Annotated in this window: 25 protein-coding genes, 1 tRNA gene and 1 riboswitch; of the genes, 5 read left to right on the top strand and 21 right to left on the bottom strand. The window is 41.2% G+C overall.

From position 1 onward, the window contains the following. Positions 1-110 precede the first annotated feature (110 nt). Positions 111-328, bottom strand: a riboswitch (FMN riboswitch). 40 nt (positions 329-368) lie between these two features. After that, positions 369-872 (bottom strand): tRNA (cytidine(34)-2'-O)-methyltransferase, encoded by a 504-nt coding sequence (locus ACLV7H_RS01560; protein ID WP_411866182.1) that lies wholly within the window; start codon positions 870-872, stop codon positions 369-371. Between the two features lie 398 nt (positions 873-1,270). On the opposite strand from ACLV7H_RS01560, the gene trkA reads away from it, so the two are divergent. Both trkA and ACLV7H_RS01550 read left to right on the top strand, forming a co-directional pair. After that, a complete protein-coding gene (gene trkA, locus ACLV7H_RS01555; protein WP_411866181.1) occupies positions 1,271-2,617 on the top strand; it encodes a Trk system potassium transporter TrkA in 1,347 nt (448 codons plus the stop codon). Between the two features lie 3 nt (positions 2,618-2,620). After that, the gene (locus tag ACLV7H_RS01550; RefSeq protein ID WP_411866180.1) at positions 2,621-4,060 is read left to right on the top strand and encodes a TrkH family potassium uptake protein; all 1,440 of its coding nucleotides are present in this window, start codon (positions 2,621-2,623) and stop codon (positions 4,058-4,060) included. 88 nt (positions 4,061-4,148) lie between these two features. Here ACLV7H_RS01550 and ACLV7H_RS01545 read toward each other — a convergent pair whose 3' ends face one another. The 5 genes from ACLV7H_RS01545 to ACLV7H_RS01525 all read right to left on the bottom strand — a co-directional run bounded on the left by ACLV7H_RS01545 (position 4,149) and on the right by ACLV7H_RS01525 (position 10,633). Continuing rightward, a complete protein-coding gene (locus ACLV7H_RS01545) occupies positions 4,149-5,078 on the bottom strand; it encodes an ATP-binding cassette domain-containing protein (RefSeq protein WP_411866179.1) in 930 nt (309 codons plus the stop codon). Between the two features lie 10 nt (positions 5,079-5,088). After that, complete coding sequence (locus ACLV7H_RS01540) at positions 5,089-6,156, bottom strand: ABC transporter ATP-binding protein (RefSeq protein WP_411866178.1); 1,068 nt, start codon at positions 6,154-6,156, stop codon at positions 5,089-5,091. Between the two features lie 8 nt (positions 6,157-6,164). Then, entirely contained in the window at positions 6,165-7,091 is a 927-nt protein-coding gene (gene oppC, locus ACLV7H_RS01535) for an oligopeptide ABC transporter permease OppC (protein WP_411866177.1), read from the bottom strand. Beyond that, a complete protein-coding gene (locus ACLV7H_RS01530) occupies positions 7,091-8,587 on the bottom strand; it encodes an ABC transporter permease (RefSeq protein ID WP_411866176.1) in 1,497 nt (498 codons plus the stop codon). The genes oppC and ACLV7H_RS01530 overlap by 1 nt, the downstream gene beginning before the upstream one ends. A 66-nt stretch (positions 8,588-8,653) precedes the next feature. Further along, positions 8,654-10,633 (bottom strand): peptide ABC transporter substrate-binding protein, encoded by a 1,980-nt coding sequence (locus ACLV7H_RS01525; protein ID WP_411866175.1) that lies wholly within the window; start codon positions 10,631-10,633, stop codon positions 8,654-8,656. 298 nt (positions 10,634-10,931) lie between these two features. On the opposite strand from ACLV7H_RS01525, the gene ACLV7H_RS01520 reads away from it, so the two are divergent. Next, positions 10,932-11,002, top strand: a tRNA-Cys gene (locus tag ACLV7H_RS01520). A 137-nt stretch (positions 11,003-11,139) separates the two neighbouring features. On the opposite strand, the gene ACLV7H_RS01515 is transcribed toward ACLV7H_RS01520, so the two are convergent. The 12 genes from ACLV7H_RS01515 to ACLV7H_RS01460 all read right to left on the bottom strand — a co-directional run bounded on the left by ACLV7H_RS01515 (position 11,140) and on the right by ACLV7H_RS01460 (position 21,021). Next, entirely contained in the window at positions 11,140-12,471 is a 1,332-nt protein-coding gene (locus ACLV7H_RS01515) for a hemolysin family protein (RefSeq protein ID WP_411866174.1), read from the bottom strand. A gap of 135 nt (positions 12,472-12,606) precedes the next feature. Then, positions 12,607-13,431, bottom strand: a complete 825-nt coding sequence (locus ACLV7H_RS01510; RefSeq protein WP_045593588.1) for a DNA/RNA non-specific endonuclease — start codon at positions 13,429-13,431, stop codon at positions 12,607-12,609. Positions 13,432-13,471: 40 nt separating this feature from the next. Beyond that, a complete protein-coding gene (locus ACLV7H_RS01505; protein WP_000739701.1) occupies positions 13,472-13,666 on the bottom strand; it encodes a DNA-directed RNA polymerase subunit beta in 195 nt (64 codons plus the stop codon). After that, positions 13,653-14,936 (bottom strand): UDP-N-acetylglucosamine 1-carboxyvinyltransferase, encoded by a 1,284-nt coding sequence (murA, locus tag ACLV7H_RS01500; RefSeq protein ID WP_411866173.1) that lies wholly within the window; start codon positions 14,934-14,936, stop codon positions 13,653-13,655. Before murA ends, ACLV7H_RS01505 begins: the two co-directional genes overlap by 14 nt. An 11-nt stretch (positions 14,937-14,947) precedes the next feature. After that, a complete protein-coding gene (locus ACLV7H_RS01495) occupies positions 14,948-15,991 on the bottom strand; it encodes an acyltransferase family protein (protein ID WP_411866172.1) in 1,044 nt (347 codons plus the stop codon). Positions 15,992-16,051: 60 nt separating this feature from the next. Further along, positions 16,052-16,282: a DUF1146 family protein gene (locus ACLV7H_RS01490; RefSeq protein ID WP_411866171.1), complete on the bottom strand. Its 231-nt coding sequence runs from the start codon at positions 16,280-16,282 to the stop codon at positions 16,052-16,054. Positions 16,283-16,337: 55 nt separating this feature from the next. Next, positions 16,338-17,375 carry a SepM family pheromone-processing serine protease gene (locus tag ACLV7H_RS01485; protein ID WP_049501597.1) on the bottom strand — a complete coding sequence of 346 codons (1,038 nt, stop codon included), beginning with the start codon at positions 17,373-17,375 and terminating at the stop codon, positions 16,338-16,340. Beyond that, positions 17,359-17,847 carry a pantetheine-phosphate adenylyltransferase gene (gene coaD / locus ACLV7H_RS01480; RefSeq protein ID WP_411866170.1) on the bottom strand — a complete coding sequence of 163 codons (489 nt, stop codon included), beginning with the start codon at positions 17,845-17,847 and terminating at the stop codon, positions 17,359-17,361. Before coaD ends, ACLV7H_RS01485 begins: the two co-directional genes overlap by 17 nt. Then, the gene (gene rsmD, locus ACLV7H_RS01475) at positions 17,837-18,376 is read right to left on the bottom strand and encodes a 16S rRNA (guanine(966)-N(2))-methyltransferase RsmD (RefSeq protein WP_411866169.1); all 540 of its coding nucleotides are present in this window, start codon (positions 18,374-18,376) and stop codon (positions 17,837-17,839) included. The genes coaD and rsmD overlap by 11 nt, the downstream gene beginning before the upstream one ends. 64 nt (positions 18,377-18,440) lie before the next feature. Then, positions 18,441-19,433 (bottom strand): aspartate--ammonia ligase, encoded by a 993-nt coding sequence (gene asnA, locus ACLV7H_RS01470; protein WP_045593598.1) that lies wholly within the window; start codon positions 19,431-19,433, stop codon positions 18,441-18,443. A gap of 109 nt (positions 19,434-19,542) precedes the next feature. Continuing rightward, positions 19,543-20,226, bottom strand: coding sequence for a Bax inhibitor-1/YccA family protein (locus ACLV7H_RS01465; RefSeq protein ID WP_045593599.1), 684 nt, complete (start codon positions 20,224-20,226; stop codon positions 19,543-19,545). Between the two features lie 54 nt (positions 20,227-20,280). Beyond that, complete coding sequence (locus tag ACLV7H_RS01460) at positions 20,281-21,021, bottom strand: TrmH family RNA methyltransferase (protein WP_411866168.1); 741 nt, start codon at positions 21,019-21,021, stop codon at positions 20,281-20,283. A 33-nt stretch (positions 21,022-21,054) separates the two neighbouring features. On the opposite strand from ACLV7H_RS01460, the gene ACLV7H_RS01455 reads away from it, so the two are divergent. Both ACLV7H_RS01455 and yidC read left to right on the top strand, forming a co-directional pair. Next, a complete protein-coding gene (locus ACLV7H_RS01455) occupies positions 21,055-21,333 on the top strand; it encodes an acylphosphatase (protein ID WP_045593602.1) in 279 nt (92 codons plus the stop codon). A 77-nt stretch (positions 21,334-21,410) separates the two neighbouring features. After that, the gene (gene yidC / locus ACLV7H_RS01450) at positions 21,411-22,340 is read left to right on the top strand and encodes a membrane protein insertase YidC (protein WP_411867064.1); all 930 of its coding nucleotides are present in this window, start codon (positions 21,411-21,413) and stop codon (positions 22,338-22,340) included. A gap of 72 nt (positions 22,341-22,412) precedes the next feature. On the opposite strand, the gene pflA is transcribed toward yidC, so the two are convergent. The 3 genes from pflA to purR all read right to left on the bottom strand — a co-directional run bounded on the left by pflA (position 22,413) and on the right by purR (position 25,479). Continuing rightward, positions 22,413-23,207: a pyruvate formate-lyase-activating protein gene (gene pflA, locus ACLV7H_RS01445; RefSeq protein ID WP_001288281.1), complete on the bottom strand. Its 795-nt coding sequence runs from the start codon at positions 23,205-23,207 to the stop codon at positions 22,413-22,415. A 121-nt stretch (positions 23,208-23,328) separates the two neighbouring features. After that, on the bottom strand, positions 23,329-24,585 hold the full coding sequence (locus ACLV7H_RS01440; RefSeq protein ID WP_411866167.1) for a diaminopimelate decarboxylase: 1,257 nt from the start codon (positions 24,583-24,585) through the stop codon (positions 23,329-23,331). A 66-nt stretch (positions 24,586-24,651) separates the two neighbouring features. Continuing rightward, complete coding sequence (gene purR / locus ACLV7H_RS01435; RefSeq protein WP_002874197.1) at positions 24,652-25,479, bottom strand: pur operon repressor; 828 nt, start codon at positions 25,477-25,479, stop codon at positions 24,652-24,654. Positions 25,480-25,521: the final 42 nt, after the last annotated feature.

Below are 25,521 nucleotides of genomic sequence, written 5' to 3'. Positions count from 1 at the left end.
AGAATCCCTCTATCTATTCTCACTTTTTATATCCAAAAAGTTCCCCCTCACTCTGTTGAGCAAGCGGTTTCAATTCATCTATAAACACATAAGAACAGACAAAGCTATTCTTTCGTCTTCTCCCATCCAGACTATACTGTCGGTTGTGGAATCGCACCACATCAGCTTGCGCTCGCGGACTTCTTAAACTAAGATATTTTGGATTAATCTAGGCGTCGCAGTCGAAGATAATACTTGAATATATCGAGACAAGACAAAGAAGAGTAGGCCAAAATAGCTAGTTAAAGTCACCGCCGGTCGGGAATCACACCCAGCCCTGAAGACCCTTTAATTATAACAAAAAACGCTTGCAAGTGCAAACATTTTGTTTATTTCAATTTATCTGCTTCATAGGTATGAACAAGCTCAAGACCTGCAAAGTTTTGCTGACGAAGAGCCTCATAGACAATCATGCAGACGGTATTGGAAACATTGAGGCTGCGAACATGCTCATCATTCATAGGGATACGGAGAGCTTGCTCTGGATGTTCACGCATAAAGTCCTCTGGTAACCCCTTGTCTTCACGTCCGAAGAGAAAATACTGATCTTCACCACTTGCCAAATTTGCCTCAGAATAGACCTTTTCTGCAAATTTCGAAATCAGATAGACTTGTCCTTTCATCTGAGACATAAAGTCTGCCAAGTTATCATAAAAATGAATCTCAAGCTTATCCCAGTAATCCAAACCAGCCCGTTTCATCTTGCGATCATCAATGGGAAAGCCCATTGGTTTAATGATATGGAGGGGAGAATTGGTCGCAGCGCAAGTACGCGCAATGTTACCTGTATTTTGTGGAATCTGAGGCTCGAATAATACAATGTGATTTGTCATGACGGTTTCCTTTTATCATTGCAAAAAAATAGCCACACTGCCCGGAGTCAAGCTCAGCAAACAGCGTGGTTAAGGCGTCGTTAACTTACCTCACAACAGGTTTGAAGTAAATCAGCGAAACTACTTCCTTAGTATAACACTTTCAGAATCATTGTCAATAGAAATGTCTTGATTTTTTTACTTTTTTGGATGATATTTTCATGTTCGGTTATTCCCTTTCTGAAAAGATATGGTAAAAGAGCCAAATCACTTCAAAACCGAGACATTGTTATAGAAGTTAAGCAAATGTATCTTCAAAACTTAAAAAAGCCTTTCTTCCCCTAAAAATTGCCTTAGCAAGTGCATTTTTTGTTAAAAAAGGGTATGATAGTTACATCATGAAAAAGTAGGTTTTTTATATGAAAATTGTCCTTGTTGGTGGAGGGAAAGTTGGTTTCGCCCTCTGTCGTTCACTGGTTGCAGAAAACCATGACGTTGTCCTCATCGAACAAGATGAGGCTGTCCTCAATCACATTGTCAGTCGCTTTGATATCATAGGTCTCCTTGGAAATGGTGCTGACTTTGCCATCTTAGAGCAAGCCGGTGTCCAAGAGTGCGATATCTTTATCGCCCTAACCGAACACGATGAAGTGAATATGATTTCAGCGGTACTTGCTAAAAAAATGGGTGCTAAAGAAACCATCGTTCGGGTGCGAAATCCTGAATACTCTAATGCCTATTTTAAAGAGAAAAATATTCTTGGATTTTCACTTATTGTTAATCCAGAGCTCCTGGCAGCGCGTGCGATCTCAAATATCATTGATTTCCCTAATGCCCTCTCTGTCGAACGATTTGCTGGAGGTCGGGTTAGCTTGATGGAGTTTGTTGTCAAAGATGCTAGCGGTCTTTGCCAGATGCCCATTTCAGAATTTCGGAAAAAGTTTGATGTGATTGTGTGTGCTTTGGAGCGCAACCATGAGTTGATCATTCCAGGTGGTGAAATGACCCTTCAAGATAAGGATCGCATCTTTGTTACAGGAAATCGGGTCGATATGATGCGCCTGCACAATCATTTTAAAGCTCGGACTGTTAAGAGTTTTCTGATTATCGGAGCAGGAAAAATTGCCTACTATCTCGTCGGTATCTTGAAAGACAGTCGGATTGACACCAAGGTTATCGAAATAAATCCTGAAAGAGCTCGTTTCTTTAGTGAAAAGTTCCCCAATCTCTATATTGTCCAAGGAGATGGAACTGCAAAAGACATTTTGCTGGAAGAAAGTGCTCCCCACTATGATGCAGTCGCAACCTTGACTGGAGTTGATGAGGAAAATATCATCACTTCTATGTTTCTTGACCGTGTTGGCGTCCATAAGAATATCACCAAGGTCAACCGGACCAGTCTCCTAGAAATTATCCATGCACCTGATTTTTCAAGTATCATCACCCCAAAAATTATCGCAGTGGATACCATTATGCACTTTATCCGAGGTCGGGTTAATGCCCAATACTCAGACCTTCAAGCCATGCACCATCTTGCAAACGGCCAGATTGAAACCCTACAATTCCATATCAAGGAAGCTAATAAAATGACTGCCAAGCCTCTTTCTCATCTGAAATTGAAGAAGGGTATTCTCATCGCAGCCATTATTCGAAAAGGAAAAACAATCTTCCCGACCGGAGAGGATACACTGGAGGTCGGAGACCAATTACTGGTAACCACCCTGCTACCAAACATCACCAAAATTTATGATTTGATTGAGAGGTAAGAAATGAATAAAAGTATGATTCGTTACCTCCTCTCCAAACTTCTCTTGATCGAGGCTGTTCTCCTCCTAGTTCCTGTCAGCGTAGCGACCTATTACCGAGAGTCCAGCCAAGTATTTACAGCTCTTTTTACTACGATTGGAATTTTAGTCCTTCTCGGTGGGGTGGGAGTCCTAAGAAAACCAAAAAATCAACGGATTTATGCCAAGGAGGGTGTCTTAATCGTTGCCCTCTGTTGGATACTCTGGTCTTTCTTTGGTGGCTTACCCTTTGTCTTTTCAGGACAAATCCCCAGCATCATCGATGCATTTTTCGAGATCAGCTCTGGTTTTACAACGACTGGTGCTACTATCCTAACAGATGTTTCCGTTCTCAGTCGTTCCCTCCTCTTCTGGCGAAGTTTCACCCACTTGATCGGAGGGATGGGGGTGCTTGTTTTCGCACTTGCTATTATGGACAATGCTAAGAATAGTCACTTAGAGGTGATGAAAGCAGAAGTCCCTGGTCCTGTCTTTGGTAAGGTTGTATCCAAACTGAAAAATACTGCCCAGATCCTCTATCTCCTTTACCTCGGGCTCTTCTCCCTCTTTGTTGTCATCTACTATCTAGCCGGTATGCCCTTGTTTGATAGCTTTGTTATCGCTATGGGAACAGCGGGAACGGGGGGATTCACCGTTTACAACGATGGAATCGCCCACTACGGCAGTTCCCTGATTACCTATCTTGTCAGTTTTGGCGTTCTGGTTTTCGGTGTCAATTTTAACCTGTATTACTTCCTCATGCTCCGTCGGGTCAAGGCCTTCTTTGGAGATGAAGAACTGCGGGCTTATGTCATTATTGTTCTGGTGTCTACCGGCTTGATCACCCTCAACACCCTCCACCTTTACCAAAGTGTCTCTAAGAGTTTTGAGATGGCTCTCTTCCAAGTGTCCAATATCATCACGACAACTGGATTTGGTTACGGAGATATTACCAACTGGCCCCTCTTCTCCCAGTTTATCCTCCTCTTCCTCATGGCAATCGGTGGCTCAGCTGGGTCAACTGCAGGTGGTCTCAAAATTATCCGTGGACTGATCCTCACAAAAATTGCTAAAAATCAAATTTTGTCCATCTTATCCCCTCACCGTGTCTTGACTCTCCATGTCAATAAAACAGTGATTGATAAGGATACCCAACACAAGATTCTCAAATATTTCGTGATCTATGCTATGATTTTATTGTCACTCATCTTTATCATCAGCCTAGACAGCAATGATTTTCTAGTCGTGACCAGTGCGGTATTCAGCTGCTTTAACAATATCGGCCCAATTCTAGGTACAACATCGAGCTTTGCCATCTTCAGTCCCATCTCTAAAATCCTGCTCTCTTTTGCAATGATTGCAGGCCGCCTAGAGATTTACCCAATTTTACTACTCTTTATGAAACGCACCTGGTCTAAACGTTAATTATAATACAATTCCCCTTTTACAAGATAGTAAAAGGGGAATTTTTCTATTAAAAATGAGAAGACCTTTCGGTCCTCTCCTACTCTAATTATTTTTTAAGAGCTTCTTTGTATCGAGCAAGTTCTGCTTGATTAGCCCAAACATAGTGACCTGGACGAATTTCTACCATAGATGGTTTGTCTGTCTCATAGTCATGTTGGTCAGGATCGTAAACTTTCAAGACTTTCTTGCGTTCCAAGATTGGATCTGGAATTGGTACAGCAGATAGAAGCGCCTGAGTATATGGGTGGACAGGATTGTTAAACAACTCCTCTGTCTCCGCAACTTCGACGATAACTCCCTTATAGATAACTGCGATACGATCTGAGATAAAGCGAACAACTGACAAGTCATGCGCGATAAAGAGATAAGTCAAGCCCAACTCTTTTTGGAACTTCTTGAGCAAGTTCAAGACTTGCGCACGCACTGATACGTCCAAGGCTGAAATTGGCTCATCCGCAATAACGAAATCAGGTTCCATCACAAGGGCACGGGCAATTCCGATACGCTGACGTTGACCACCAGAAAACTCGTGTGGATAACGGGTCAGGTGTTCTTTCAAAAGCCCAACTTCATGGATCATCTTTTGAACTTTTTCTTTTCTATCTTCTTCATCCTTAAACAAGTGGTAGTTGTAAAGACCTTCAGAGATGATATAGTTAACTGTCGCACGCTCATTCAAGCTGGCTGCAGGATCCTGGAAAATCATCTGAATACGACGGATTAAGTCTGCTGATTCCTTATGAGATTTTTTCCCATTGATTTTCTGGCCATCAAAGATAATCTCACCTTTACTGGTATTATTTAGACCAATAATGGCACGACCAATCGTTGTTTTCCCACTACCAGACTCACCTACAAGAGAGAAGGTTTCTCCCTTGTTGATAAAGAAGTTGGCGTTTTTAACCGCAACAAACTTCTTACTTCCTTCACCGAAGGAAATTTCTAAATCTTTAATTTCTACTAATTTTTCAGACATTTCCTTCCTCCTAGTCTTCTAGATGAGCAAAGCCCATTTTATCACGAATCTTGTCATGCAAATCTGCAATGACTCCAGGTTTTTCAACTTTAGGAGCATTCTCATGAAGCAACCAAGTCTTAGCCCAGTGGGTATCAGTAACTGAAAACTGTGGTGCTTTCTGTTCAAAGTCAATTTGCATCGCATAATCTGAACGAAGGGCAAAGGCATCACCTTTCAACTCAGTATAAAGAGACGGTGGCGTTCCTGGGATAGAGTACAATTCCCCTTTATCATCAGCAAGCTGAGGCAAGCTAGACAAGAGACTCCAAGTATATGGATGACGTGGGTCGTAGAAGACTTCCTCGACAGTTCCGTATTCTACAATTTCACCAGCATACATAACCGCTACCTTATCTGCAATACTTGCTACCACACCAAGGTCATGGGTGATAAAGATAATGGTAAAGTGGTACTCATTTTGCAAGGTTTTAAGCAAATCAATGATTTGCGCTTGAATGGTTACATCAAGGGCCGTTGTCGGCTCGTCACAGATTAAGATATCTGGACGACATGCAAGGGCAATTGCGATAACAATCCGTTGACGCATTCCTCCAGAATACTGGAAAGGATACTCGTCATAACGTTTTTCAGCATCTGGAATTCCGACCTTGTTCATATAGTCGATTGCCATCTCTTTGGCTTCCTTGGCTGTTTTTCCTTGGTGTTTAACGATAACTTCAGTGATTTGGCTACCAATTGTATTGATTGGGTCCAAACTTGTCATAGGATCTTGGAAGATGGTTGCAATTTTAGCACCACGAATCTTCTCCCATTCCTTGTTAGAAGTAAGAGCTGTCAAGTCTTGCCCACGATAGTCAATACTTCCTTGGGCAATACGTCCATTGTCTTCTAACATCCCTGTAAAGGTTTTTGTTAATACAGATTTACCAGAACCTGACTCACCTACTAGGGCAAGAACTTCCCCTTCAATCAGGTCCAGAGAAACTCCTCGGATAGCCGTCAGAACTTTATCACGAACGTCAAATTCCACGACAATATCACGAGCAGTCAAAATTACATTACTTTCTTTTGTCATGTCTACTCCTATCTATGTGTACGTGGATCACTAGCATCCGCTAGGTTTTGACCAACAACAAAAAGAGATAGGGATACCAAGATCAAGGTTGTCAACGGAATCCAGAACAAGTAAGCGTTGGTCGTAACGTTTTGTGAGTAATCTGAGATCAAACGTCCCAAACTTGGCACTGTTACAGGTAATCCCAATCCAAAGAAGGAAAGGAAGGCTTCATAAGAGATGAAGCTTGGCAACATCAAGGTCATCGTAGAAACAATAACAGATACCAATTGCGGCATGATGTTTTTAACGATGATTTTAAAGGTTGGTGTTCCAAGGGTTTGAGAAGCAAGGTTGTATTCCAAGTCACGGTAACGCATGATTTGGATACGAATCATATAAGCAATCCCAATCCAAGTTGTCACACTCATGGCAAAAATCAAATTCCAGAAACCAGCACCAATTGAGTAAGTCAAGACAATGACAATCAAGAGAGATGGAATGTTTGAAATAATGTTATAAACTTCCATCATGATACGGTCAACGGATTTTGAAATTCCCCAAATCCCACCAACAATAACCCCGATCACAAGATTGATAAAAGTGGCAATTACAGAGATAAGAATTGAATTACGCGCACCAAACCAAACCCCGTCAAACAAGGATTTACCATTGCTATCTGTACCAAACCAATGTTCAGCATTGGGTTTGATAAAACGAGCAGAGAAGTCATTGACCTTACTTACATCGTTGAAGTCAAAATCTGAGAACATTGGGTAAATAAAGCTCATCAAGATAATGGCAACCAAAATCCCCAACATAATGACTGTTGATTTTTTCTTTAGAAACTGTCTAAATACAGAACCCCAGTATGAATAGGCAGGGGCGTCAATTGTTTCAGAGGCAAAATCGTCACGTTTTACGAACTGAAATTTTTCTTTATCGATAGTTGACATTATTTGCCTCCTTTCTCTGTCAATTTAATACGTGGGTCAAGCATGGTCATCCAGATATCTCCTACAAAGAGTGAGAAGATAGAAATACATGTGAAGATGAAGACGAGACCAACTACCATTGAGTTGTTGGATGCCTTAACAGAGTCGATCAACATTTTACCCATACCTGGGAAGGCGAAGACTGTTTCTGTCAATGTTGCACCACCTATAACTCCGATTACGGCACCAGGAATACCTGAAACCAAAGGAACCATGGCATTTTTAAAGATGTGTTTATTTGAAATTTCTTTTTCAGACAAACCTTTGGCGCGAGCAAAACGTACAAAGTCTTGAGATTGCAAGTCGATCATGTAACGACGAATCCAAATAGCTGTACTTGGCGCACCCAACAAACCTAGAATAACTGCTGGCAGAACATAAGAACGCCAATCTCCAGCCCCCAAGATAGGGAATGAGTCTGGCAGACCGATAGATGATCCAATCAAGCGCACGATGTAAACCAAGGCAATCGTTGGAAGGGCAAGTAAGAAGGTTAGAGCACCTGTCGAGAAGCTGTCAATCCAAGTATTTTTGTGGCGAGCCATAGCAGATCCAAGTGGAATGGCAATCGCATAAGAAATAATCAAACCGATCAAACCAGCAACCGCTGAACTTGCAATCATTGATGGGTATTGGTAATTGCTTTCTGTAGCTGTATATGGATCGTCTTTACCATAGTTGGCTACCTCACGCGCGTCTGCTTGACTTGGAGATTTGTAAGTACGAGAGTAAATATCTACAGATGAAGTCTTTTTACCTGTAGGGAATTGAACTTCTGATGTCTTCGTTTGTCCCTGACCTTGTGTGATAACCTGAAGCACTGGTGTGTTTGAATAAGTTGGATAAGAATCACCCAAGTTGATGTTCACAAAGTTTTGGTGTACAAATGGGAATTGATTGTTGAAATACAAAAGGTATTTATGTTTTGTACCTGAACCAACCAATGACCAACCGATAGCAGGGTCATTTTCAAAACGAAGATAACGCTGCAAGTTTGGATTTTCAGGGTCTTGAATCTTGTTTGTATGATCAATATCAATCAAGTTGGCATAGAATTTGAAAACACGTTCAAAAATCGGTATTTCACGCGTAGCATAGAATTGACCACTTTCTGAGAATACACCTAGCGTCCAACCATTTCCTAGTTGGTTAATGTATTTTTCGTAGATTGCTTTGTTGGTATCATTTGCATCTACTGTTACAGATGAGTCCATCGTGCTCGCTCTTTCTTGCAACTCTTTGGTATCGTAGTACTCGATATAGCCCATCCGTTCATAAACGGTATTTTCATAATTATCCCGCTTGTCCGGCGTCGTTGCAATCTTGTTATAGTTGGTATCCTGCTTGAAAATCAATTTTCGAGGAACCATCGTATAAATAATTGTGTAAGTCAAAGTTGTCACCAAGAAAATTGACAACAATGAACGCAATACACGCATAAAAATATATTTCTTCATATCGTTTCCTTTTAAAATCCCAAAAGAACCTTCTCCTCATGGAGAGAAAGTTCTCTTGAGAGTTATTTATTTAACGTGATTAGCCAATTCTTTTTGAACTTTTTCGTTTGATTCTTTTTTCTCTTTGAGCCATTTTTCACGAGCTTGTTCATAGTCAGCTTTTGTTACAACCTTATCTTGTAACTGAATATACTTGAAGTATACATCTGAGCCTTTATCTCCAGATTGGCTATATGATGCAGAGAATGGCACAACACGAGAAATGAATGGTGCAGCACCAGTTGATGACATAGCTGGCAAGATGAGTGAGCTATCTGTCAACCAAGCTTGAGCAGCCGCGTATTTTTCATAACGAACATTCAAGTCGCTTGTTTCTTTAGCAGCTTCATCAACTAGCTTATCGTATTCTTTCAAACCAACTTGAGCTGCTGCAGCATTATCTGCACCTTCGTAACCCATGTATGTTTTTGTTTGTTCAACATTCGTTGTCTTCAAGATATCAAGGTAAGTTGATGGATCTTCATAGTCAGGGTTCCATCCAACGGCACCTGAGAGATCCCAGTCTTCTGCTGCTGCATTCGCCGCATAGTAGGTAATATTAGTAAACTCATCTTTAGAAACTTGTTGGATATCGATGACTACATTGCCTTCTCCAAGCACTGTTTCAACGGATTGTTTGAAGGATTGAATACGTGCGATATAGTTTTTAGCTGTTTGGTCTACTGGAACATCCAAATGGATAGGGAATTTTACACCTTCTGCTTCCAATGCTGTTTTGGCTTTGGCAAATTCAGCTTTGGCTTTATCGGCGTTGAAGAGTCCATCTTGACCATCCGCAAAGTTTACATTCTTCCACTCATCACCGTAAGCAGCCATCTTTTCAGTTACCAAGTCACCAAAAGTTTTTTCACCTGCAGAGACAAAGTCAGGTTTTACAAAGAGGTTACGAACGGCACGAGGAGCACCTTCTTTACCATTTACTTGAGCTGAGTAAGACGTACGGTCAAAGGCAAAGTTCAAGGCCTGACGGAAGTCCTTGTTAAGAAGTGCTTTCTTAGTTGAAGTCTTCTCTTCGTCAGTTGTCTTAGAAGTGTATTTGTAACCTTGGCGGTCAATATTCACACCCAAACCACCAATACCAGGTCCTGATGGGGTGTAGAAGATATTTTCCTTGTAGGTTTCTTCTACCTTAGAGTAGTTTGAACTTGTTGGGAAGAGACGGGCATAGCTATAAGCTCCACTTGTAAAGTTACGTTCAATTGATTCTTGGTCTGACCCATCATAGAAAGCAAGGGTTACTTTATCAATGTGAACATTATCTTTGTCCCAGTAATTTTCATTCTTAGCGAACTCAATAGAAGACTTAGCAGTCAAACCTTTCAGTAAGAATGGTCCATTGTAAAGCAATGATGTAGGGTCAGTCGCTTTAGCAAAGTCAGCCCCTTTTGATTTTTCAAATTCTTCGTTCAATGGCCAGAAGATTGAGTAGGCCATCTTAGAGTTCCAGTATGGTTCTGGTTGGTTCAAAGTATACTCAAGAGTATAATCATCAACTGCTTTCACACCTACTGAAGAAAAGTCTTTTGTATTACCTGCTAAATAATCAGACAATCCTTTAACAGAATTTTCTGCTAGGTAAATTGCTTCTGATTTTTTATCAGCTGCGTGTTTCAAACCATTCACAAAGTCTTTGGCTGTCACTTCAGCATACTCTTCTCCGTCAGATGTGAACCATTTGACTCCTTTACGAATCTTGTAGGTATAAGTCAAACCGTCTTTTGAAACGGACCAGTCTTCTGCAACTGCAGGAACTAGATTCCCATACTTGTCATTTGTGAAGAGACCATCGATACCGTTTGAAGTAGCAATCTTAGTACTTTGTTTCCCTGAAATGAGGTAATCCAACGTTTCTGGGTCAGCTGAATAAACATAGCCATAATTTTTTGGTGCTGTTGAATCAGATGATTTTGAAGAACCGCAAGCAGCTAGTACTCCTGCCGCTAATAAAGCAACTCCTGCTGCAACAAATACTCTACTTTTTTTCATGTTTTTAACTCCTTTTGAAAAATTTAGGCTTACTGGAAATTATAACATATATTTTTTAAAAAGTAAACGAATTTTCAGAATATTTAGGCGCATTTCCTCAAAAAACTTCTATTTGTCAAAATTCTTGTATTCTTTATTTGTTTCTGCAAGAAATACTTTCTAGTCTGACCCTCTTTAGAATGGGATTTTTACAAGCTTTTTCTCACTTCTTCGATCATCATCTGTTTTCTTAAATTGTATTTTAGAATAAGAAACTATTGACGGGAAATGATTTTCAAGGTATAATAATAAACGTTGAGGCGGTATAGCCAAGTGGTAAGGCACGGCTCTGCAAAAGCTTGATCGTCGGTTCAAATCCGTCTACCGCCTTTCAGTACCTGAATTAACAGGAATTAACCAAATGAAAAGCTCGTAAAACCGGGCTTTTTTATTATTCCTAATAAGTGGGGACAACTGAACCTACCATCTAGCTAGATTTACAAAAAGCAGTGACTTGAGTCACTGCTTTATTCTGTTTCTTCTTCAGGTTCTAGTTCTGTGATTTGAACTTTTACCTTGGTAACACGTCCATTTTTCACCTTATCGTTGGTCAGAACGATTTGTTTGTTTTGACTGACCAGTTGGTAACTGATTTTCTCAGTTGTTGGAATGGTTCCTACTCCAGTTAGATAGTAGCCTGCGATGGTATCCACATCATCGCTTTCTAGTTCGACACCAAAGTAGTTATTGAAGTCGTTAAGATTCATGGTTCCCTGTGCAATATAGGTGTCCTCACCGATTTGATGGACTTCGATTTCTGCTCGGTCTGTCTCGTCGTCGATTTCTCCGACAATCTCCTCCAGCAGGTCTTCCAGCGTGACCAGTCCAGCCATACCACCATATTCATCGAGCAAAATGGCCATTTGTCTTTGGGTATTTCGCAATTCTTTTAGCAAGTCATCCACAAAAATAGTTTCCGGGACAAAGAGTGGATCTTGTAAGATCCTCTTCCAGACAATATTGTCAAAACCATCCACAAAGGCCGCATTAAGAAGACTCTTGGTGTGAATAATCCCAATCACATTGTCCTTATCCCCATCATAAACTGGGATACGGGAAAAGTTCTGTTTTAAAATACTTTGGATAATGGTTTGACTATCATCCTGAATATCCACCATAAAGGCATCTGTCCGAGGAACCATAACTTCTCTCGCCATCAGTTCATCTAGAGAGAAAATCCCTTGTAACATCTCGATTTCGTCTGCATCCAAGGTTTCTTCACTCTTGGTCAACATGTACTCAATTTCATCTCGAGTCATTTTTTCATCCGCATCATCAAAGGTCATTGGTGTTAAACGACTCAAGAGATTGGTTGAAGCAGATAACAACCAGACAAAGGGACTGACAATCTTCCCAAGTCCAATAATAATCGGAACAGAGCGGATGGCTAAGGCATCTTTGAGATTGAGGGCAATCCGTTTAGGATAGAGTTCACCAAAAACAATAGAGATGTAGGTCAAGAATGCCAAAGAGAGGAAACTTGCAATGGCATAAGCCGTTTCTCCATTCCCCATCCAAGAGGCAATTACTTGTCCAAGTGTATCTGCCAATTTTGCCCCTGACAAGATTGTGATCAAGGTAATACCGACTTGAATGGTTGATAAAAAGTGATTAGGGTTTTCAAGCACCTTTAGCAAACGGATATAGCGTTTATCGCCTTCTTCTGCTTTTTGCTCTACTCGGGCACGATTTAGTGACACCATAGCCATTTCTGTAGCTGAGAAAAAGGCATTTAAAAAGGTCAATACAACTAAAAGTACAAATTGCAGTAACAAATCCTGACTGCTCGGGTCTTCCATGGTCTTTCTCCTAAAATAGTATCTTGTGTTCCATTATATCATAAAATCTCTCAGGATTCACATTATTTTTCATTTAAAGAACAGCTCCCCTGCCTCTAGAAGACAAAGGAGCTATTTTTATTGTATCTATTGTTTCTAGTCCGTCACTGTTACTTGACCCGTTTGGTAATCAAGCTGGATTCCCTTTTGAACATTGGGGATTAGGACATTGAATTCCAATTCGCCATCTGAAGACTTGGCTTCGATTTGTGAAGCGGATGGAACTAGGTCCTCATTAGTCGCATAGTGGAGCGTCACGCGATAACGGACCCTCTTATTTTGGTCCAAGGCTTTTCTGACCAAACTCTCATAGTAGTTCTGACCTGTCGAATCCTCAGCCTGAGCCTGGTTCGCCCAAGCTGTCTGGACTGCAATGTTCTTGGGATTGCTGGTAGAGGCATCAAAACCATCCAAACCACCTATCAAGGCATAGCCCAGCAGGTGTCCTCTATCAACTGCATGTGTGTAGGCTCCCTTTAGATTCTTAACCTGATGCCATCCTGGTGGCGTCCAAGAGGTTGAGCCATTGCCTGTTTCTTCACGATTCTTATACTGCCGAGTCGCTTTGGATAAGATGGCATTGGCAACAGTTGGAACTGTTTCTTTTCCAACTGGTTTTGTTTTATTATCCGCATAGGGTTTGCTAGAAACTTTGGCATCTAGATTGGTTTTATTGCCATTGATAATGAAGGCACCTGCCCCATTCCACTCGAGCCCCCCCTTGATTTGATTTTTGATTGACTCAGTTAAGACACTTTCTGCCAACTCTTGACTGGGAGCTTCTGAAGTTTGTTTTTTCTGACTAACCTTTGTTCTAGGGGTGTTTGGCGCTGACTGCATCTGCTTGATGTAATAACTACCAGCAGATAATAGTAAGAATATGAGTAACCCTATCAGAGCCTGTCTTGTTTTCTTGTCCATATCTCTCCTTATATCTCTAGAAAAAGACTGGTCTCCCAGCCTAATTTCCTGTAAATTTGCTAATCAATTCCTGCCACTTTGCTGGAGACAAGATTGCCCATGGATCCTGTCCCTTTCCTAGGATTCCATAGCCTACCATCAAGCCAATTCCTAAAGCCAGAAAGCCTAGCAATAGTACGATAAAAATCAACAGTAAACGACGGAGTACATAGCGTAAGTTTTTATTCTTCTTCATCATTTGCCTCGATTCGCTGAATCTTTGCTCCTAGCTGAGCCAATTTCTCATGGAAACGGTAGTAACCTCTATCGAGGTGGACTAATTTACCAACAACTGTTTCTCCCTGCGCAACCAGACCTGTCAAAATCAAGGCCGCACTGGCACGGAGGTCCGTTGATAGAACTTCTGCTCCCTGCAAAGGCTGTCCACCAACAATACGGGCTGTGTCACGGATAATCTCAGAGTGCAAGCCCATGCGGCGCATTTCTTCTAGGTGTTGAAAACGATTTTCAAAAACTGTCTCCACCATAGTTGATTCGCCTTTTGCGACGGTCATCAAGGCTGTAAATTGAGCCTGCATATCTGTTGGAAATCCTGGGTGGGGCAAGGTTTTCACATGAACAGCTTTTAGATTTTCTAGTTGAGAGCGAACGCGAATTCCTTCAGTCTCCTCTGTCACTTCCACTCCCATTTCAAGCAATTTGGCAATCAAGGGACGGTTATGCTCCCAGACTGCATCTCGAATGAGGACATCACCACCAGTCATGGCAGCAGCTACCATAAAGGTTCCCGCTTCGATACGGTCTTGGACTACATTGTGAGTCGTACCATGAAGTTTCTCAACACCGGTAATAGTAATGGTCTCTGTACCAGCACCCTTAACCTTAGCTCCCATTTCATTGAGGAGAATAGCGAGGTCAACAATTTCCGGCTCACGCGCAGCATTTTCAATGACCGTTACTCCATCAGCTAGAGTCGCTGCCATCATGAGGTTTTGTGTCGCGCCAACACTAGGGAAGTCCATGTAAATATGAGCGCCATGCAGGCGTTCTGCCTTGGCTTCGATGTAACCAGCTGTCTGGGTGATCTTTGCCCCCATAGCTTCCAGACCTTTCAAATGAAGATCAATAGGACGGCTACCAATCGTACAACCACCTGGCATGGATACCTTAGCATGACCTACACGGGCAAGGATTGGCCCTAAGACAACGATGGATGCACGCATCTTGCTGACATACTTGTAAGGAGCTTCCTCAGTGATATCACCAGTCGCATCGATTTCAACAACATGAGCTTCCTCATCAAAGTCCACCTTGGCATTCAAACCACGAACCACCTGATTCATGGTGAAAACATCTGACAGGATAGGAACGTTCTGCAAGACGGTCTTTCCTTCACTTGCTAGAATAGTCGCTGCTAACAGGGGCAAGACTGCATTCTTTGCTCCTTCGATCGTAACACTCCCGACCAGACGATTATCTCCGCCTTGAACCACAATCTTTTCCATACTTATTTCCTTTACTCTCGATTTTGTAATAGACTTACTTTTTTTGTAATTCTATTAACTAATTTATTAATAATCCAAGCTAAAATTAGACTAAGGACCAGCACAAAAAATGTAAATATCACATCATTTATTCTAGATGACACAAGTATTTTTCCTAGCATAGAAATAACTAATCCATGTATCATATATAATTCAAACGATATACTACCTATTAAAATCAAATATATATTTGAAAAATTTATTTTTTTCAAAAAAACAATAATAAAGTAGATTGTAAAAATAATATTATCTAAATTAGCAGCTAACGCGTAACTATAACTATCTTCTATATGCACATACCTAAACAAAATATCGTATTGATGTGAAGCAAAGAGTAACACAGTTACTAAAACAAGTATGATAAAATAATGTCTATCTAAAACTCTATCAATTTTCTCTTGATTCTTAGCCCATATTAAGCCAACAACAAAGGGAAAAACACTATTATACCACCAAAAACCGTAACCTAATTTTATAGCTAAACAAATATAACCAATTATAAGTATTGTATTGATAACAATAGAAATGAACTTATTTTTGAAAAACTTAAATGATATATAAAAAAATATATACATTAAAATTATAATATCGACAAACCAACCATTATAAATAATTGTACTTCCTTTTTTAAATAAATTAGCAAAAAAATCTAAATCCATTAATTGACCGTTTACAAATCTGTAAAACATATAAATCAAAGATATAGAAAAAAATGGAACTAGAATTTTAGAAAGTCTCTTAACTAAAAAATTATCTAGATAGTTCTTCTTATTTTCGTTCTGAAAATACAATCCATAGGCTGATAAAAAAAAGAAAATAGAAACGATATAAGTTCCCATATAGGAAAAATTAGAAAATTCATCACCAGATGTAACCCATTGTGACAAATGATGAAATATTATTCCTATAGCTAGAAACCCTCTAAGTCCCGATGTAGATTTAACATTTAGATATTCCTTATTTTGAGGTAACAAATAAATTAATAGCGTTATCAATAATAAGATTACAATATCCATGAATTCTATCTCTCCCTATAAGTTTAATAATATCTTGAAAGCAATTCTTAAACACGCAAATTATAATAATCCTCTAAGTGCTTCTTGCCACAACTGATAAAGACTGATAAAGAAAGAACTCAAGATATAGCCCATTACAATACTGAAAAAGGCTACTAGTAAACGAACTTTTTTTGTGTTAGTAGAGGTCACTTTTAAAACCTTTTCCCATCTCACAAGATCCTTCAAAAGGTAAAAACTCAAATAAATAAAGAGTATATGACTACTTAGAGTGAATAATAATTGAACCATTTGACTATTATACCATCTTATCCGCTTGCGCGCTAGTTTTCGATTTTTCTACGAATTAGGGATTGTTTTTAAGGTAATCAATCGCATCCTGCAAGGTCTTAACGGGAACGATTTTCATCTCTGTTTTGATCGTTTTAGCAGCTTCTAGGGCTGTTTCATAGTTGCTTTTCGCATTGGGATCTGCTTTTTTTGCTTCCTCGGTGACTGGATTGTCAGGAGCAAAAAAGATGTTGGCTCCCTGACGAGAGGCTGCAACTACTTTTTTATCAATTCCACCGATGTCGCCAACATTTCCATCGCGATCAATGGTTCCCGTTCCCGCAACGACGCGACCATTACGAAGTCCTGGATCTGCTATCTGGGTGTAAATAGCTAGACTAAACATAAGACCGGCACTTGGCCCGCCGATACCAGCTGTTGAAAAGCGAATTGGAACGTCACTGGTCACTTCCGTACGGTCAATCAAACCAATCCCAATACCGTTTTTCCCGTTTTCGAGAGTGATAATTTTACCTTCTGCAGACTTGACTTTTCCGTCTTCTTCATAGGTTACCTTGACCGTGTCCCCTAATTGTTGAGAGTTGACATAGTCGACCAAGTCTTTTGAACTATCAAACGTTTTGTCGTTAACAGCCGTCACGGTATCTGCAATGTTCAGAATGCCCTTAAAAGTTGAATTGTCCGTCACAGTTAAGACATAAACTCCCAAGTACTTGAGTTCGATATCCTTTCCAGCCGTCTTCAATCCTTGATACTTGGCCATGTTTTGAGAAGTTTGCATATAGAACTGATTGATCCGCATAAATTCTGCATCAGTAGAGCCACCCGTAGTCTCCTTGGCACTTCTAATATCTGTGAAAGGCGTTAGCCAAGCATAGACAAGATGCGACAGGGTTGCATGTCGAATGCCGACTGTTACAAACTGGTAAGCTCCTGCTTCTGTGTCTTCTGTTTCATTGACTTTCAAAACGCGACGAATATCTTCCGCTCCACCTGGAACTTCTATGTAGTAAGGTAAAGGTACTACAAAGGCTAAAAAAGTCAATACTAGTGCTAGGATGACATATAAGGGCCATCTAGTTTTTTTCTTCATGTTCTAATTCCTCCACAACACTGTTTGGGACATATTGCTGAATCTCCTGACCAAACTTCAGAAGTTCTCTCACGGCCGAAGAGCTGATATAAAGATGCTCTGGGCGGCTATATAGGTAAATGGTTTCGATTTCTGGAGCCAGTTGATGATTGTAGTAATCAAAACTAGACTCATATTGCAAGTCGGTGGTATTTCGCAAGCCACGGACAAGAGTTTTGGCTCCCAGTCTCCTTGCAACTTCGACTACCAATTCATCATGAGATGCAAGAACCTCTACATTATCTAAATGCGCCACCGCTTTTTCGACTGCTCGTTTGCGGTTTTCAACGGGGAGAAAGCCTTGTTTGTGGGGATTGTAGAACACCCCGACATAGAGCTTATCAAAGAGTTTGCTGGCTCGTTCAATGATATCCAGATGTCCATTTGTCATCGGATCAAATGATCCTGTAAATAATCCAATTTTATCTGACATAAACTGTCACCTTACTAATCCCATATATTTTTTCCTTCCAGATGCCTAAGCAGGCGATTTCTTCTGGAAGTTCTACAGACTTATCTGTTTCGCAGACGACCATGACTTCTTGGGAGAAGAGATTTCTCTCTGCCATTTTTTCGATATCTGCAACGATTTGTTCTTTTGCGTAGGGAGGGTCTAAAAAGACCAGGTCAAAGGGACCATTCACTTGCTCTAGAGCTCGGTCAGCCTCCATCTTTAAGAGCTGAAATTTGGAAGCTTCCTTGGTCATCTGGATATTTTCAGCGATGATAGCTTGTGCCTTTCGATCCCGTTCCACTAAGACAGCATGGGACATCCCACGCGAGACTGCCTCAATGGATAAGCCACCACTGCCAGCATAGAGATCCAAGACACGACCGCCCTCAAAATAGGGACCAATCATGTTAAAGATAGCTCCTCTCACCTTATCCGATGTCGGCCTCGTCGTCTTGCCTTCTAGCGTCTTGAGGGGTCGCCCCCCGTAGATTCCTGATACGATTTTCATACCGTTTATTATACCAAATTATAGGCAAAAAGAGAAAGAAAACCGAACCTTGCGGTTCGATTCTCTACAAAATATTTTCGTACATGTCGCGGACTTCTTGTGGCCAAACACTGGTCTGAACCTCTCCGATGTGTTTCTTACGAAGAAGGAACATGGCCATCCGAGACTGTCCAATCCCCCCACCGATTGTCAATGGGAAAAGGCCGTTAAGCAGGGCCTTATGCCATTCCAACTCCAGACGATCTTCGTCTCCTGTAAGAGCCACTTGGCGGCGAAGTGTATCTTCATCTACCCGAATCCCCATCGACGAAAGTTCAAAGGCACATCCAAGAGATTCATTCCAAACTAGAATGTCCCCATTTAACCCTTTGTAGCCATTTTCAGACTCTGTTGTCCAGTCATCATAGTCAGGTGCGCGGCCGTCATGAGGTTTTCCGTCAGGCAACTCGCCACCAATACCAATCAAGAAGACAGCACCAAACTCTTTACAGATTGCATTTTCACGCTCTTTCGGAGTCAAATCTGGATAGCGTTCCACCAACTCTTCTGTATGGATAAAGGTGATTTGTTTTGGCAAGATGGATTCGATATCATAGCGAGCTTCTACTGCTAGCTCTGTTAGACGAATAGCCTTGTAAATCTTCTCAACGGTTTCTTTGAGATAAGCGATATTGCGTTGACCATTTGGGATAACCTTCTCCCAGTCCCACTGGTCCACATAAACTGAATGGGTCGCATCAAGCGAATCTTCGTCCGGACGAAGGGCCTTCATGTGAACAAACAGACCTTCACCTTCACCGAAACCAAAACGAGCCAAGGTGTGGCGTTTCCATTTGGCAAGTGAGTGAACGACTTCATAGGTTTCATCTGGAATCTGCAAAACCTTGACGGATACTGGATTTTCGACACCTGACAGGTTGTCCTGCATCCCATCCCCGACCTTGCTCAAGATAGGACCTTGAACTTCAACAACTTCTAACTTATCTTTCAAATACTGGGTAAAAGTGTTTTTGACAAAGGAAATTTCTTCTTGTTGATGAATAAAACTTTTCTTCATAAACAGCTCCTCAAAAATTAGTTAAAAGCATTATACACCTATTTCCAAGAAAAGAAAAGAGTAAATAAGAAAAAGTCAGTGCTCTTTTGAACACTGACTCTGTCATTCATTAATCGTTTCGACCAAAGATTCGTAAGATGCTAAGGAAGAGGTTGATAAAGTCTAGATAGATGCTGAGCGCCATTGAGATGACCCATCCTGTCGCTACTTGCCCTCGTGACTGCTCATAAACATAGCGAATCTTTTGGTTGTCCCAAGCAATCAAACCTGAGAAAACCAAGACCATGGCAATACTAATCATGTAGTCAAAGAAACTATTGGCTAAAAATAGATTCACAACCATAGCAATGATGAGACCAACAAGCGCAGCCATCAGAGCTCGACCCATTCCACTCAAATCTTTCTTAGTGAAAATTCCGATTGCCGCCATGACAAAGAAAAGAAGGGCACTAGATACAAAGGCTGATAAGACGGTCCCAGGTGTATAGAAGGCTACGACAAAGCTGAGCGTAAATCCATTTAACACAGAATAAACTAAAAATACTGGGAGAGCTGCTGGGCTATTTTTTGCAGCCATGCTACTTGCAACAAAGACTAGAGCAAGTTCTGCAAAAGTTGCAATCATCAACCAGAGACGGCCATGCATTAAAAAGTAGACCAATTGAGACTGAAAGACTGTCAACATCAAAGCTGACACGAGAGCTGATAGACCAATCCCAAGTCCCACAAAGGCGTAAACCTTAGCGTAAAAATGATTGAGACCTGAACGTTCTTGAATAATCGTTTGATTCATTCTGATTCTCCTTTTTCTATAAATATGTCTTGATTATAACAAAGATTTTATAAATTAGCTGAAATAAAACATCAATATACCTGCGGCAACTGCCACGTTGAGACTTTCTGCTCTGCCTTTCATGCCAATGTGAACCAGCTGATCAGCACTCTCAGCCATGACAGAACTAATCCCCTGTCCTTCATTTCCCATGACTAAAGCAAAGTTTTCTAAGGGAGAAAGCTCACGATAATCCTTTGAATCTCTCGATAAGGTCGTTGCTAGAATGGGCAAATTGCTCTTTTTTGCCTCTACTACAAAGGTGGCAACAGGCATACGATAGATGGGCAAGTGAAAATGACTTCCTTGCATGGAACGCAGGGTCTTAAGACTGTAGATATCTGCTGACTTGTCTGAGACAATAACCCCTGTAAAACCTGCAGCATCCGCAGTCCGAACCATGGTGCCCACATTACCAGGGTCTTGGACATCTTCTAAAAATAGAAACTTCCCCTGACTAAAATCAGGCAGTCCCACTTCTTCTTTCTGAATCACCGCAACAATCCCTTGAGGAGTTTGCGTATCTGCCAAATCCAGCAAAATCTCCTCTGAAACCCAGATAGTTTGAGGAAAAGCGGCTAACTGATCTCGGTAACTTTCTAGGGCAAAGACCTTTTCAATCGTCACTCCAGCTTGAACAGCTTCTTCAAACAAGTGCCAGCCCTCAATCAAATAAGCAGACTTTCGATATTTTTTTTGATGTAATTTCTTGGCATTTTTTACCACAGAATTGGCTTTTGAGGTTATAATAGTCATAGAAACATTATAACACAATCAAAGGGGGTTGGTATGCAAAAGGTTAGAATGATTGCCCAAGGCAGGGTTCAGGGTGTTGGTTTTCGCTGGGGTGTTTATACTTTAGCTCTTGAAATCGGTGGCATCACTGGTCGTGTCTGGAATAATGACGATGGCACAGTGGAAATTCTTGCTCAGGCAGACTCCTCTGCCACTATGGCAAAATTTATCCAAGAAATCCGAAAAGGTCCGACACCTTTTTCAAAAGTTACCTATCTAGATGTGAAGATGAGCAACTTTTCATCCTATTCAGACTTCAAAGTCGCAAATTAGGTCTCCAGAACTATTGTATATTTTACAAAAAAACAGTAGAATAGAAAGGTATAATTTTTAAAGAAGGAATGAAAACATTGAAATCTATTAAACGTTTTGCCCTCTCTGCTATGGGAGTGGCTATGCTACTCGTCTTGACAGGCTGTGTCCAAGTAGACAAAGCAACAGGACAACCTACAGGATTAATTTGGAATACCATAGGAGCACCTATGGCTGAGGCTATCAAGTACTTCGCTACTGATAAAGGACTAGGCTTCGGGGTCGCTATCATTATCGTTACCATCATCGTACGTTTGATTATCTTGCCACTCGGTATCTACCAATCATGGAAAGCTACACTTCACTCTGAAAAGATGAATGCCCTCAAACACGTGCTTGAACCACATCAAACACGTCTTAAAGAAGCAACAACTCAGGAAGAAAAACTAGAGGCTCAACAAGCTCTCTTTGCTGCTCAGAAAGAACACGGTATTAGCATGTTAGGTGGCGTAGGATGCTTCCCTATCCTCATTCAAATGCCTTTCTTCTCTGCTATCTACTTTGCAGCCCAATACACTGATGGGGTAGCTAGCTCTACCTTCTTGGGTATCGATCTTGGTTCACCAAGTCTGCTCCTTGTTGCCTTCGCTGGTATCCTCTACTATCTCCAATCACTCCTCTCACTTCATGGAGTAGAAGATGAGATGCAAAGAGAACAACTCAAGAAAATGATTTACATGAGCCCGCTCATGATTGTCGTCTTCTCCTTCTTCGCACCAGCCAGTGTGACGCTTTACTGGGTTGTCGGTGGTTTCATGATGATTCTCCAACAGTTCATCGTTAACTATGTTGTTCGTCCAAAACTTCGCAAAAAAGTTCGTGAAGAATTTGCCAAAAATCCACCAAAAGCAAGCTCATTTTCAACGGGAAGTGGACGAAAAGATGTCACTCCAAACCAAGCAACTGCGATTATGACTAATAAGAAACATAAGAAACGCAATGCTGGTAAACAACATTCTAGAAAATAAGAAAAAAAGCTTAGCTGAAAGCTAGGCTTTTTATGCATCACAAAAGCCCGATGTCTCCATCAGGCTTCTTTTTTATCCATGAACACGTTTCATGTAGTCTTGGTAACTTTCTGTATCCATCAATTCCTTGGCATTCTTGACACGGTCTGCTGTTGGAGGTTTGACCCCTTCAAGCGAATAAGGAATCCCAAGTTCACGCCACTTGAATTCTCCCATCGTATGATAAGGTAGGATTTCAAACTTGTCAACGTTTTTGAGGGTTTTAACGAATTTACCAAGTTCAATCAAATCTTCATCACGGTCTGTCAATCCTGGTACGAGAACGTGACGAATCCAAACAGGTTTCCCAATATCTGATAGGTACTGGGCACAGGCCAAGATGTTTTTATTGGTTTGGCTGGTTACAATCTTGTGCTGTTCTTCGTTGATTTCCTTGATATCCAGAAGAACCAAGTCTGTCACTGCCATGAGTTTATTAAACTTTTCGAGATAACGTGGCTTGTTACGGAATGGAAGGGCACAGGTGTCCAAGGTACAGTGGATTCCTTTTTCCTTGGCCTTGGTAAAGAGGGCAATTAGGAAATCAATCTGTAAGAGGGCTTCTCCTCCACTAACAGTGATTCCTCCCTTGTCTCCCCAAAAACCACGGTAGCGAAGAGCTTCTGTCAAGACATCGTCTACTGTCCGTTCGCGTGATTTATTGGTTTCCATAGCCCATGTATCAGGGTTATGACAGTACTGGCAACGCATGTGACAACCCTGCAAAAAGACAATAAAACGAATCCCAGGGCCATCTACCGCCCCAAAACTCTCTGTCGAATGCACCATTCCTGTCACTTGTCCATAGTCAATTGTTTCTTCAGACATATCGTCACCTTCCTTGAAACCGTTTTATAGTTTTATTATATCACGAGTAAGGTGAAAAACAAGGTTTTTTTGTCTATTTTTTAGAAAGCAATCTGTTTTTCACTTTCATTTTCAATTTCTTTTAATGATCTGGTTCAAAATCAAAACCATACAAGGTTGCGAAATAGTCCTCAGGGCGCTCTGCACGGCGGATTTGGCGGGCTTTTCCTTCTTCGGTATAGAGGATTTCTGCCGAGCGTAGTTTGGCATTGTACTGGTAACCCATGGAGAATCCATGTGCACCTGTATCATGAATCACCAGCAAATCACCGATTTCTGTATGAGGCAGTTCGCGATTGACGGCAAATTTATCATTGTTTTCGCAGAGTGAACCGACCACATCTACCACCTCAACTGGTCCGTCTGGATGGGTCAGATTGGTGACATGGTGGTAGGCTCCATACATGGCTGGGCGCATGAGGTTGACTGCTGATGCATCCACACCTAGATAGGTACGGTAAGTTTTTTTCTTATGAGTGACTCTTGTGACCAAAGCTCCGTGAGGTGCTAACATAAAACGACCCAATTCGGTGAAAATCTTGACCTGACCAAGTCCTGCAGGTGTGAGGACTTCTTCATAAACCTTACGCACTCCTTCACCAATCACAGCGATGTCATTTGGCTCCTGGTCTGGACGGTAATTGACACCAATACCGCCAGAAAGATTGATAAAGTCTAGCGAAATGCCCAACTTTTCCTTGATTTCAACAGCCAATTCAAAAAGCTGACGTGCCAACTCTGGATAATAGAGATGGGTAACAGTATTGGATGCTAGGAAAGAGTGAATCCCAAATGTCTTGGCTCCTTTTTCCTTCAAAATCGCAAAGGCTTCAAAGAGTTGATCCTTGGTCATCCCAAACTTGGCTTCTCCAGGATTGTCCATAATATCTGTTCCTAGCTCAAAAACGCCACCAGGATTGTAACGACAAGAGATGATTTCTGGAATGCCTGCCGCTCGCTCCAGATGTTTAATGTCTTCAAAGGCATCCAAGTTAATAGTTGCACCCAATTCACGCGCATAAGCGTACTCTTGGTCTGGCGTATTGTTTGATGAGAACATGATCTCAGGACCTGCAAATCCAAGTTTATGGCTCATCAGGAGCTCCACATAACTGGAACAGTCCACACCACAGCCTTCCTCTTTGAGGATTTTCAAGATGGCTGGTGTTGGGGTCGCCTTGACTGCAAAATATTCCTTAAAGCCCTCGTTCCAGGAAAAAGCTTGGTTGACCGCTCTTGCTTTTTCACGAATCCCCTTCTCGTCATATAAGTGAAAGGGAGTCGGGAATTCGGAAACAATCGTTTCTAAATCTTCACGGCTGATAAATGGTGTTTTCATAAGCTTCCTTCTATTCTGTTTGCAAAGAAAGGCTGGGACAATCGTTCCAACCTTTAGTTCTATCTCTTATTTGTCTTCGTCAAAGATATTTCCAATCTCGACATCGATGGATTGGTTCTTAACATCAATATTGGTTACCTTCAAGAGTGACTTGTAATCGAATTGCTTTTCACGTTCTTCTTGGGCATTGTCTGCAAAGACTGCGACACCAGCTAGTTCAGAATCGAACTCACGCAAGAGACTAATCATCCCGTTGACAGTTCCGCCACCTTTCAAGAAGTCATCCACAATCAAGACTCGACTGCCTGCCTTGAGGCTGCGTTTTGAAAGGAACATTTTCTCAATACGGTCACCACTTGAACCTGAAACATAGTTGACACTGACCGTTGAACCTTCGGTAATTTTTAAGTCACGACGCACAATGACAAATGGAACATTGAGGACATTGGCAACTGCATTTGCGAGTGGCACACCTTTTGTTGCTACTGTCATAACGGCATCGATTTTTTGGTCCATAAAGCTCTTGGCAATGATACGACCAATATTTTTCAAAATGGCAGGCGTACTAAGCAGATCAGACAGATAGATATAGCCACCTGGCAAGATGCGGTCGCTTTCTGAAAGTTTGTCACGCAAGTCTGCGATCATTTCTTTGGCTTCATGACTAGAAATTGATGGTGTAAAGATAACGCCACCACCTGCTCCAGTCACAGTCTGAATATGACCGATTTCGATTTCTTCAAAAGCACGCTTAATGATCACGATATCCTCTGAAATCGATGATTTAGCAGATTCGTACTTTTCCGCAAAGGTATTGAGACTGGTTAGTTTGTATGGATTATTAATCAAATAGTTGGAAATGACAACCATCCGATCACTTCTTCTTAATTTCATTTTTATTTACCATTCCATTTAATTTTGATATTTTATCCATTA

The organism is Streptococcus oralis, assembly GCF_965111685.1.
Lineage (GTDB): Bacteria > Bacillota > Bacilli > Lactobacillales > Streptococcaceae > Streptococcus > Streptococcus oralis_B.
Note: the sequence above shows the minus strand (reverse complement) of the source record. Positions and strands in the feature narration are given on the sequence as shown.

What these genes read in the sequence shown, in the direction of transcription:
- ACLV7H_RS01560 (WP_411866182.1), bottom strand. Translation starts at nt 872, where the DNA reads ATGACAAATCACATTGTATTATTCGAGCCTCAGATTCCACAAAATACA.
- trkA (WP_411866181.1), top strand. Translation starts at nt 1,271, where the DNA reads ATGAAAATTGTCCTTGTTGGTGGAGGGAAAGTTGGTTTCGCCCTCTGT.
- ACLV7H_RS01550 (WP_411866180.1), top strand. Translation starts at nt 2,621, where the DNA reads ATGAATAAAAGTATGATTCGTTACCTCCTCTCCAAACTTCTCTTGATC.
- ACLV7H_RS01545 (WP_411866179.1), bottom strand. Translation starts at nt 5,078, where the DNA reads ATGTCTGAAAAATTAGTAGAAATTAAAGATTTAGAAATTTCCTTCGGT.
- ACLV7H_RS01540 (WP_411866178.1), bottom strand. Translation starts at nt 6,156, where the DNA reads ATGACAAAAGAAAGTAATGTAATTTTGACTGCTCGTGATATTGTCGTG.
- oppC (WP_411866177.1), bottom strand. Translation starts at nt 7,091, where the DNA reads ATGTCAACTATCGATAAAGAAAAATTTCAGTTCGTAAAACGTGACGAT.
- ACLV7H_RS01530 (WP_411866176.1), bottom strand. Translation starts at nt 8,587, where the DNA reads ATGAAGAAATATATTTTTATGCGTGTATTGCGTTCATTGTTGTCAATT.
- ACLV7H_RS01525 (WP_411866175.1), bottom strand. Translation starts at nt 10,633, where the DNA reads ATGAAAAAAAGTAGAGTATTTGTTGCAGCAGGAGTTGCTTTATTAGCG.
- ACLV7H_RS01515 (WP_411866174.1), bottom strand. Translation starts at nt 12,471, where the DNA reads ATGGAAGACCCGAGCAGTCAGGATTTGTTACTGCAATTTGTACTTTTA.
- ACLV7H_RS01510 (WP_045593588.1), bottom strand. Translation starts at nt 13,431, where the DNA reads ATGGACAAGAAAACAAGACAGGCTCTGATAGGGTTACTCATATTCTTA.
- ACLV7H_RS01505 (WP_000739701.1), bottom strand. Translation starts at nt 13,666, where the DNA reads ATGAAGAAGAATAAAAACTTACGCTATGTACTCCGTCGTTTACTGTTG.
- murA (WP_411866173.1), bottom strand. Translation starts at nt 14,936, where the DNA reads ATGGAAAAGATTGTGGTTCAAGGCGGAGATAATCGTCTGGTCGGGAGT.
- ACLV7H_RS01495 (WP_411866172.1), bottom strand. Translation starts at nt 15,991, where the DNA reads ATGGATATTGTAATCTTATTATTGATAACGCTATTAATTTATTTGTTA.
- ACLV7H_RS01490 (WP_411866171.1), bottom strand. Translation starts at nt 16,282, where the DNA reads ATGGTTCAATTATTATTCACTCTAAGTAGTCATATACTCTTTATTTAT.
- ACLV7H_RS01485 (WP_049501597.1), bottom strand. Translation starts at nt 17,375, where the DNA reads ATGAAGAAAAAAACTAGATGGCCCTTATATGTCATCCTAGCACTAGTA.
- coaD (WP_411866170.1), bottom strand. Translation starts at nt 17,847, where the DNA reads ATGTCAGATAAAATTGGATTATTTACAGGATCATTTGATCCGATGACA.
- rsmD (WP_411866169.1), bottom strand. Translation starts at nt 18,376, where the DNA reads ATGAAAATCGTATCAGGAATCTACGGGGGGCGACCCCTCAAGACGCTA.
- asnA (WP_045593598.1), bottom strand. Translation starts at nt 19,433, where the DNA reads ATGAAGAAAAGTTTTATTCATCAACAAGAAGAAATTTCCTTTGTCAAA.
- ACLV7H_RS01465 (WP_045593599.1), bottom strand. Translation starts at nt 20,226, where the DNA reads ATGAATCAAACGATTATTCAAGAACGTTCAGGTCTCAATCATTTTTAC.
- ACLV7H_RS01460 (WP_411866168.1), bottom strand. Translation starts at nt 21,021, where the DNA reads ATGACTATTATAACCTCAAAAGCCAATTCTGTGGTAAAAAATGCCAAG.
- ACLV7H_RS01455 (WP_045593602.1), top strand. Translation starts at nt 21,055, where the DNA reads ATGCAAAAGGTTAGAATGATTGCCCAAGGCAGGGTTCAGGGTGTTGGT.
- pflA (WP_001288281.1), bottom strand. Translation starts at nt 23,207, where the DNA reads ATGTCTGAAGAAACAATTGACTATGGACAAGTGACAGGAATGGTGCAT.
- ACLV7H_RS01440 (WP_411866167.1), bottom strand. Translation starts at nt 24,585, where the DNA reads ATGAAAACACCATTTATCAGCCGTGAAGATTTAGAAACGATTGTTTCC.
- purR (WP_002874197.1), bottom strand. Translation starts at nt 25,479, where the DNA reads ATGAAATTAAGAAGAAGTGATCGGATGGTTGTCATTTCCAACTATTTG.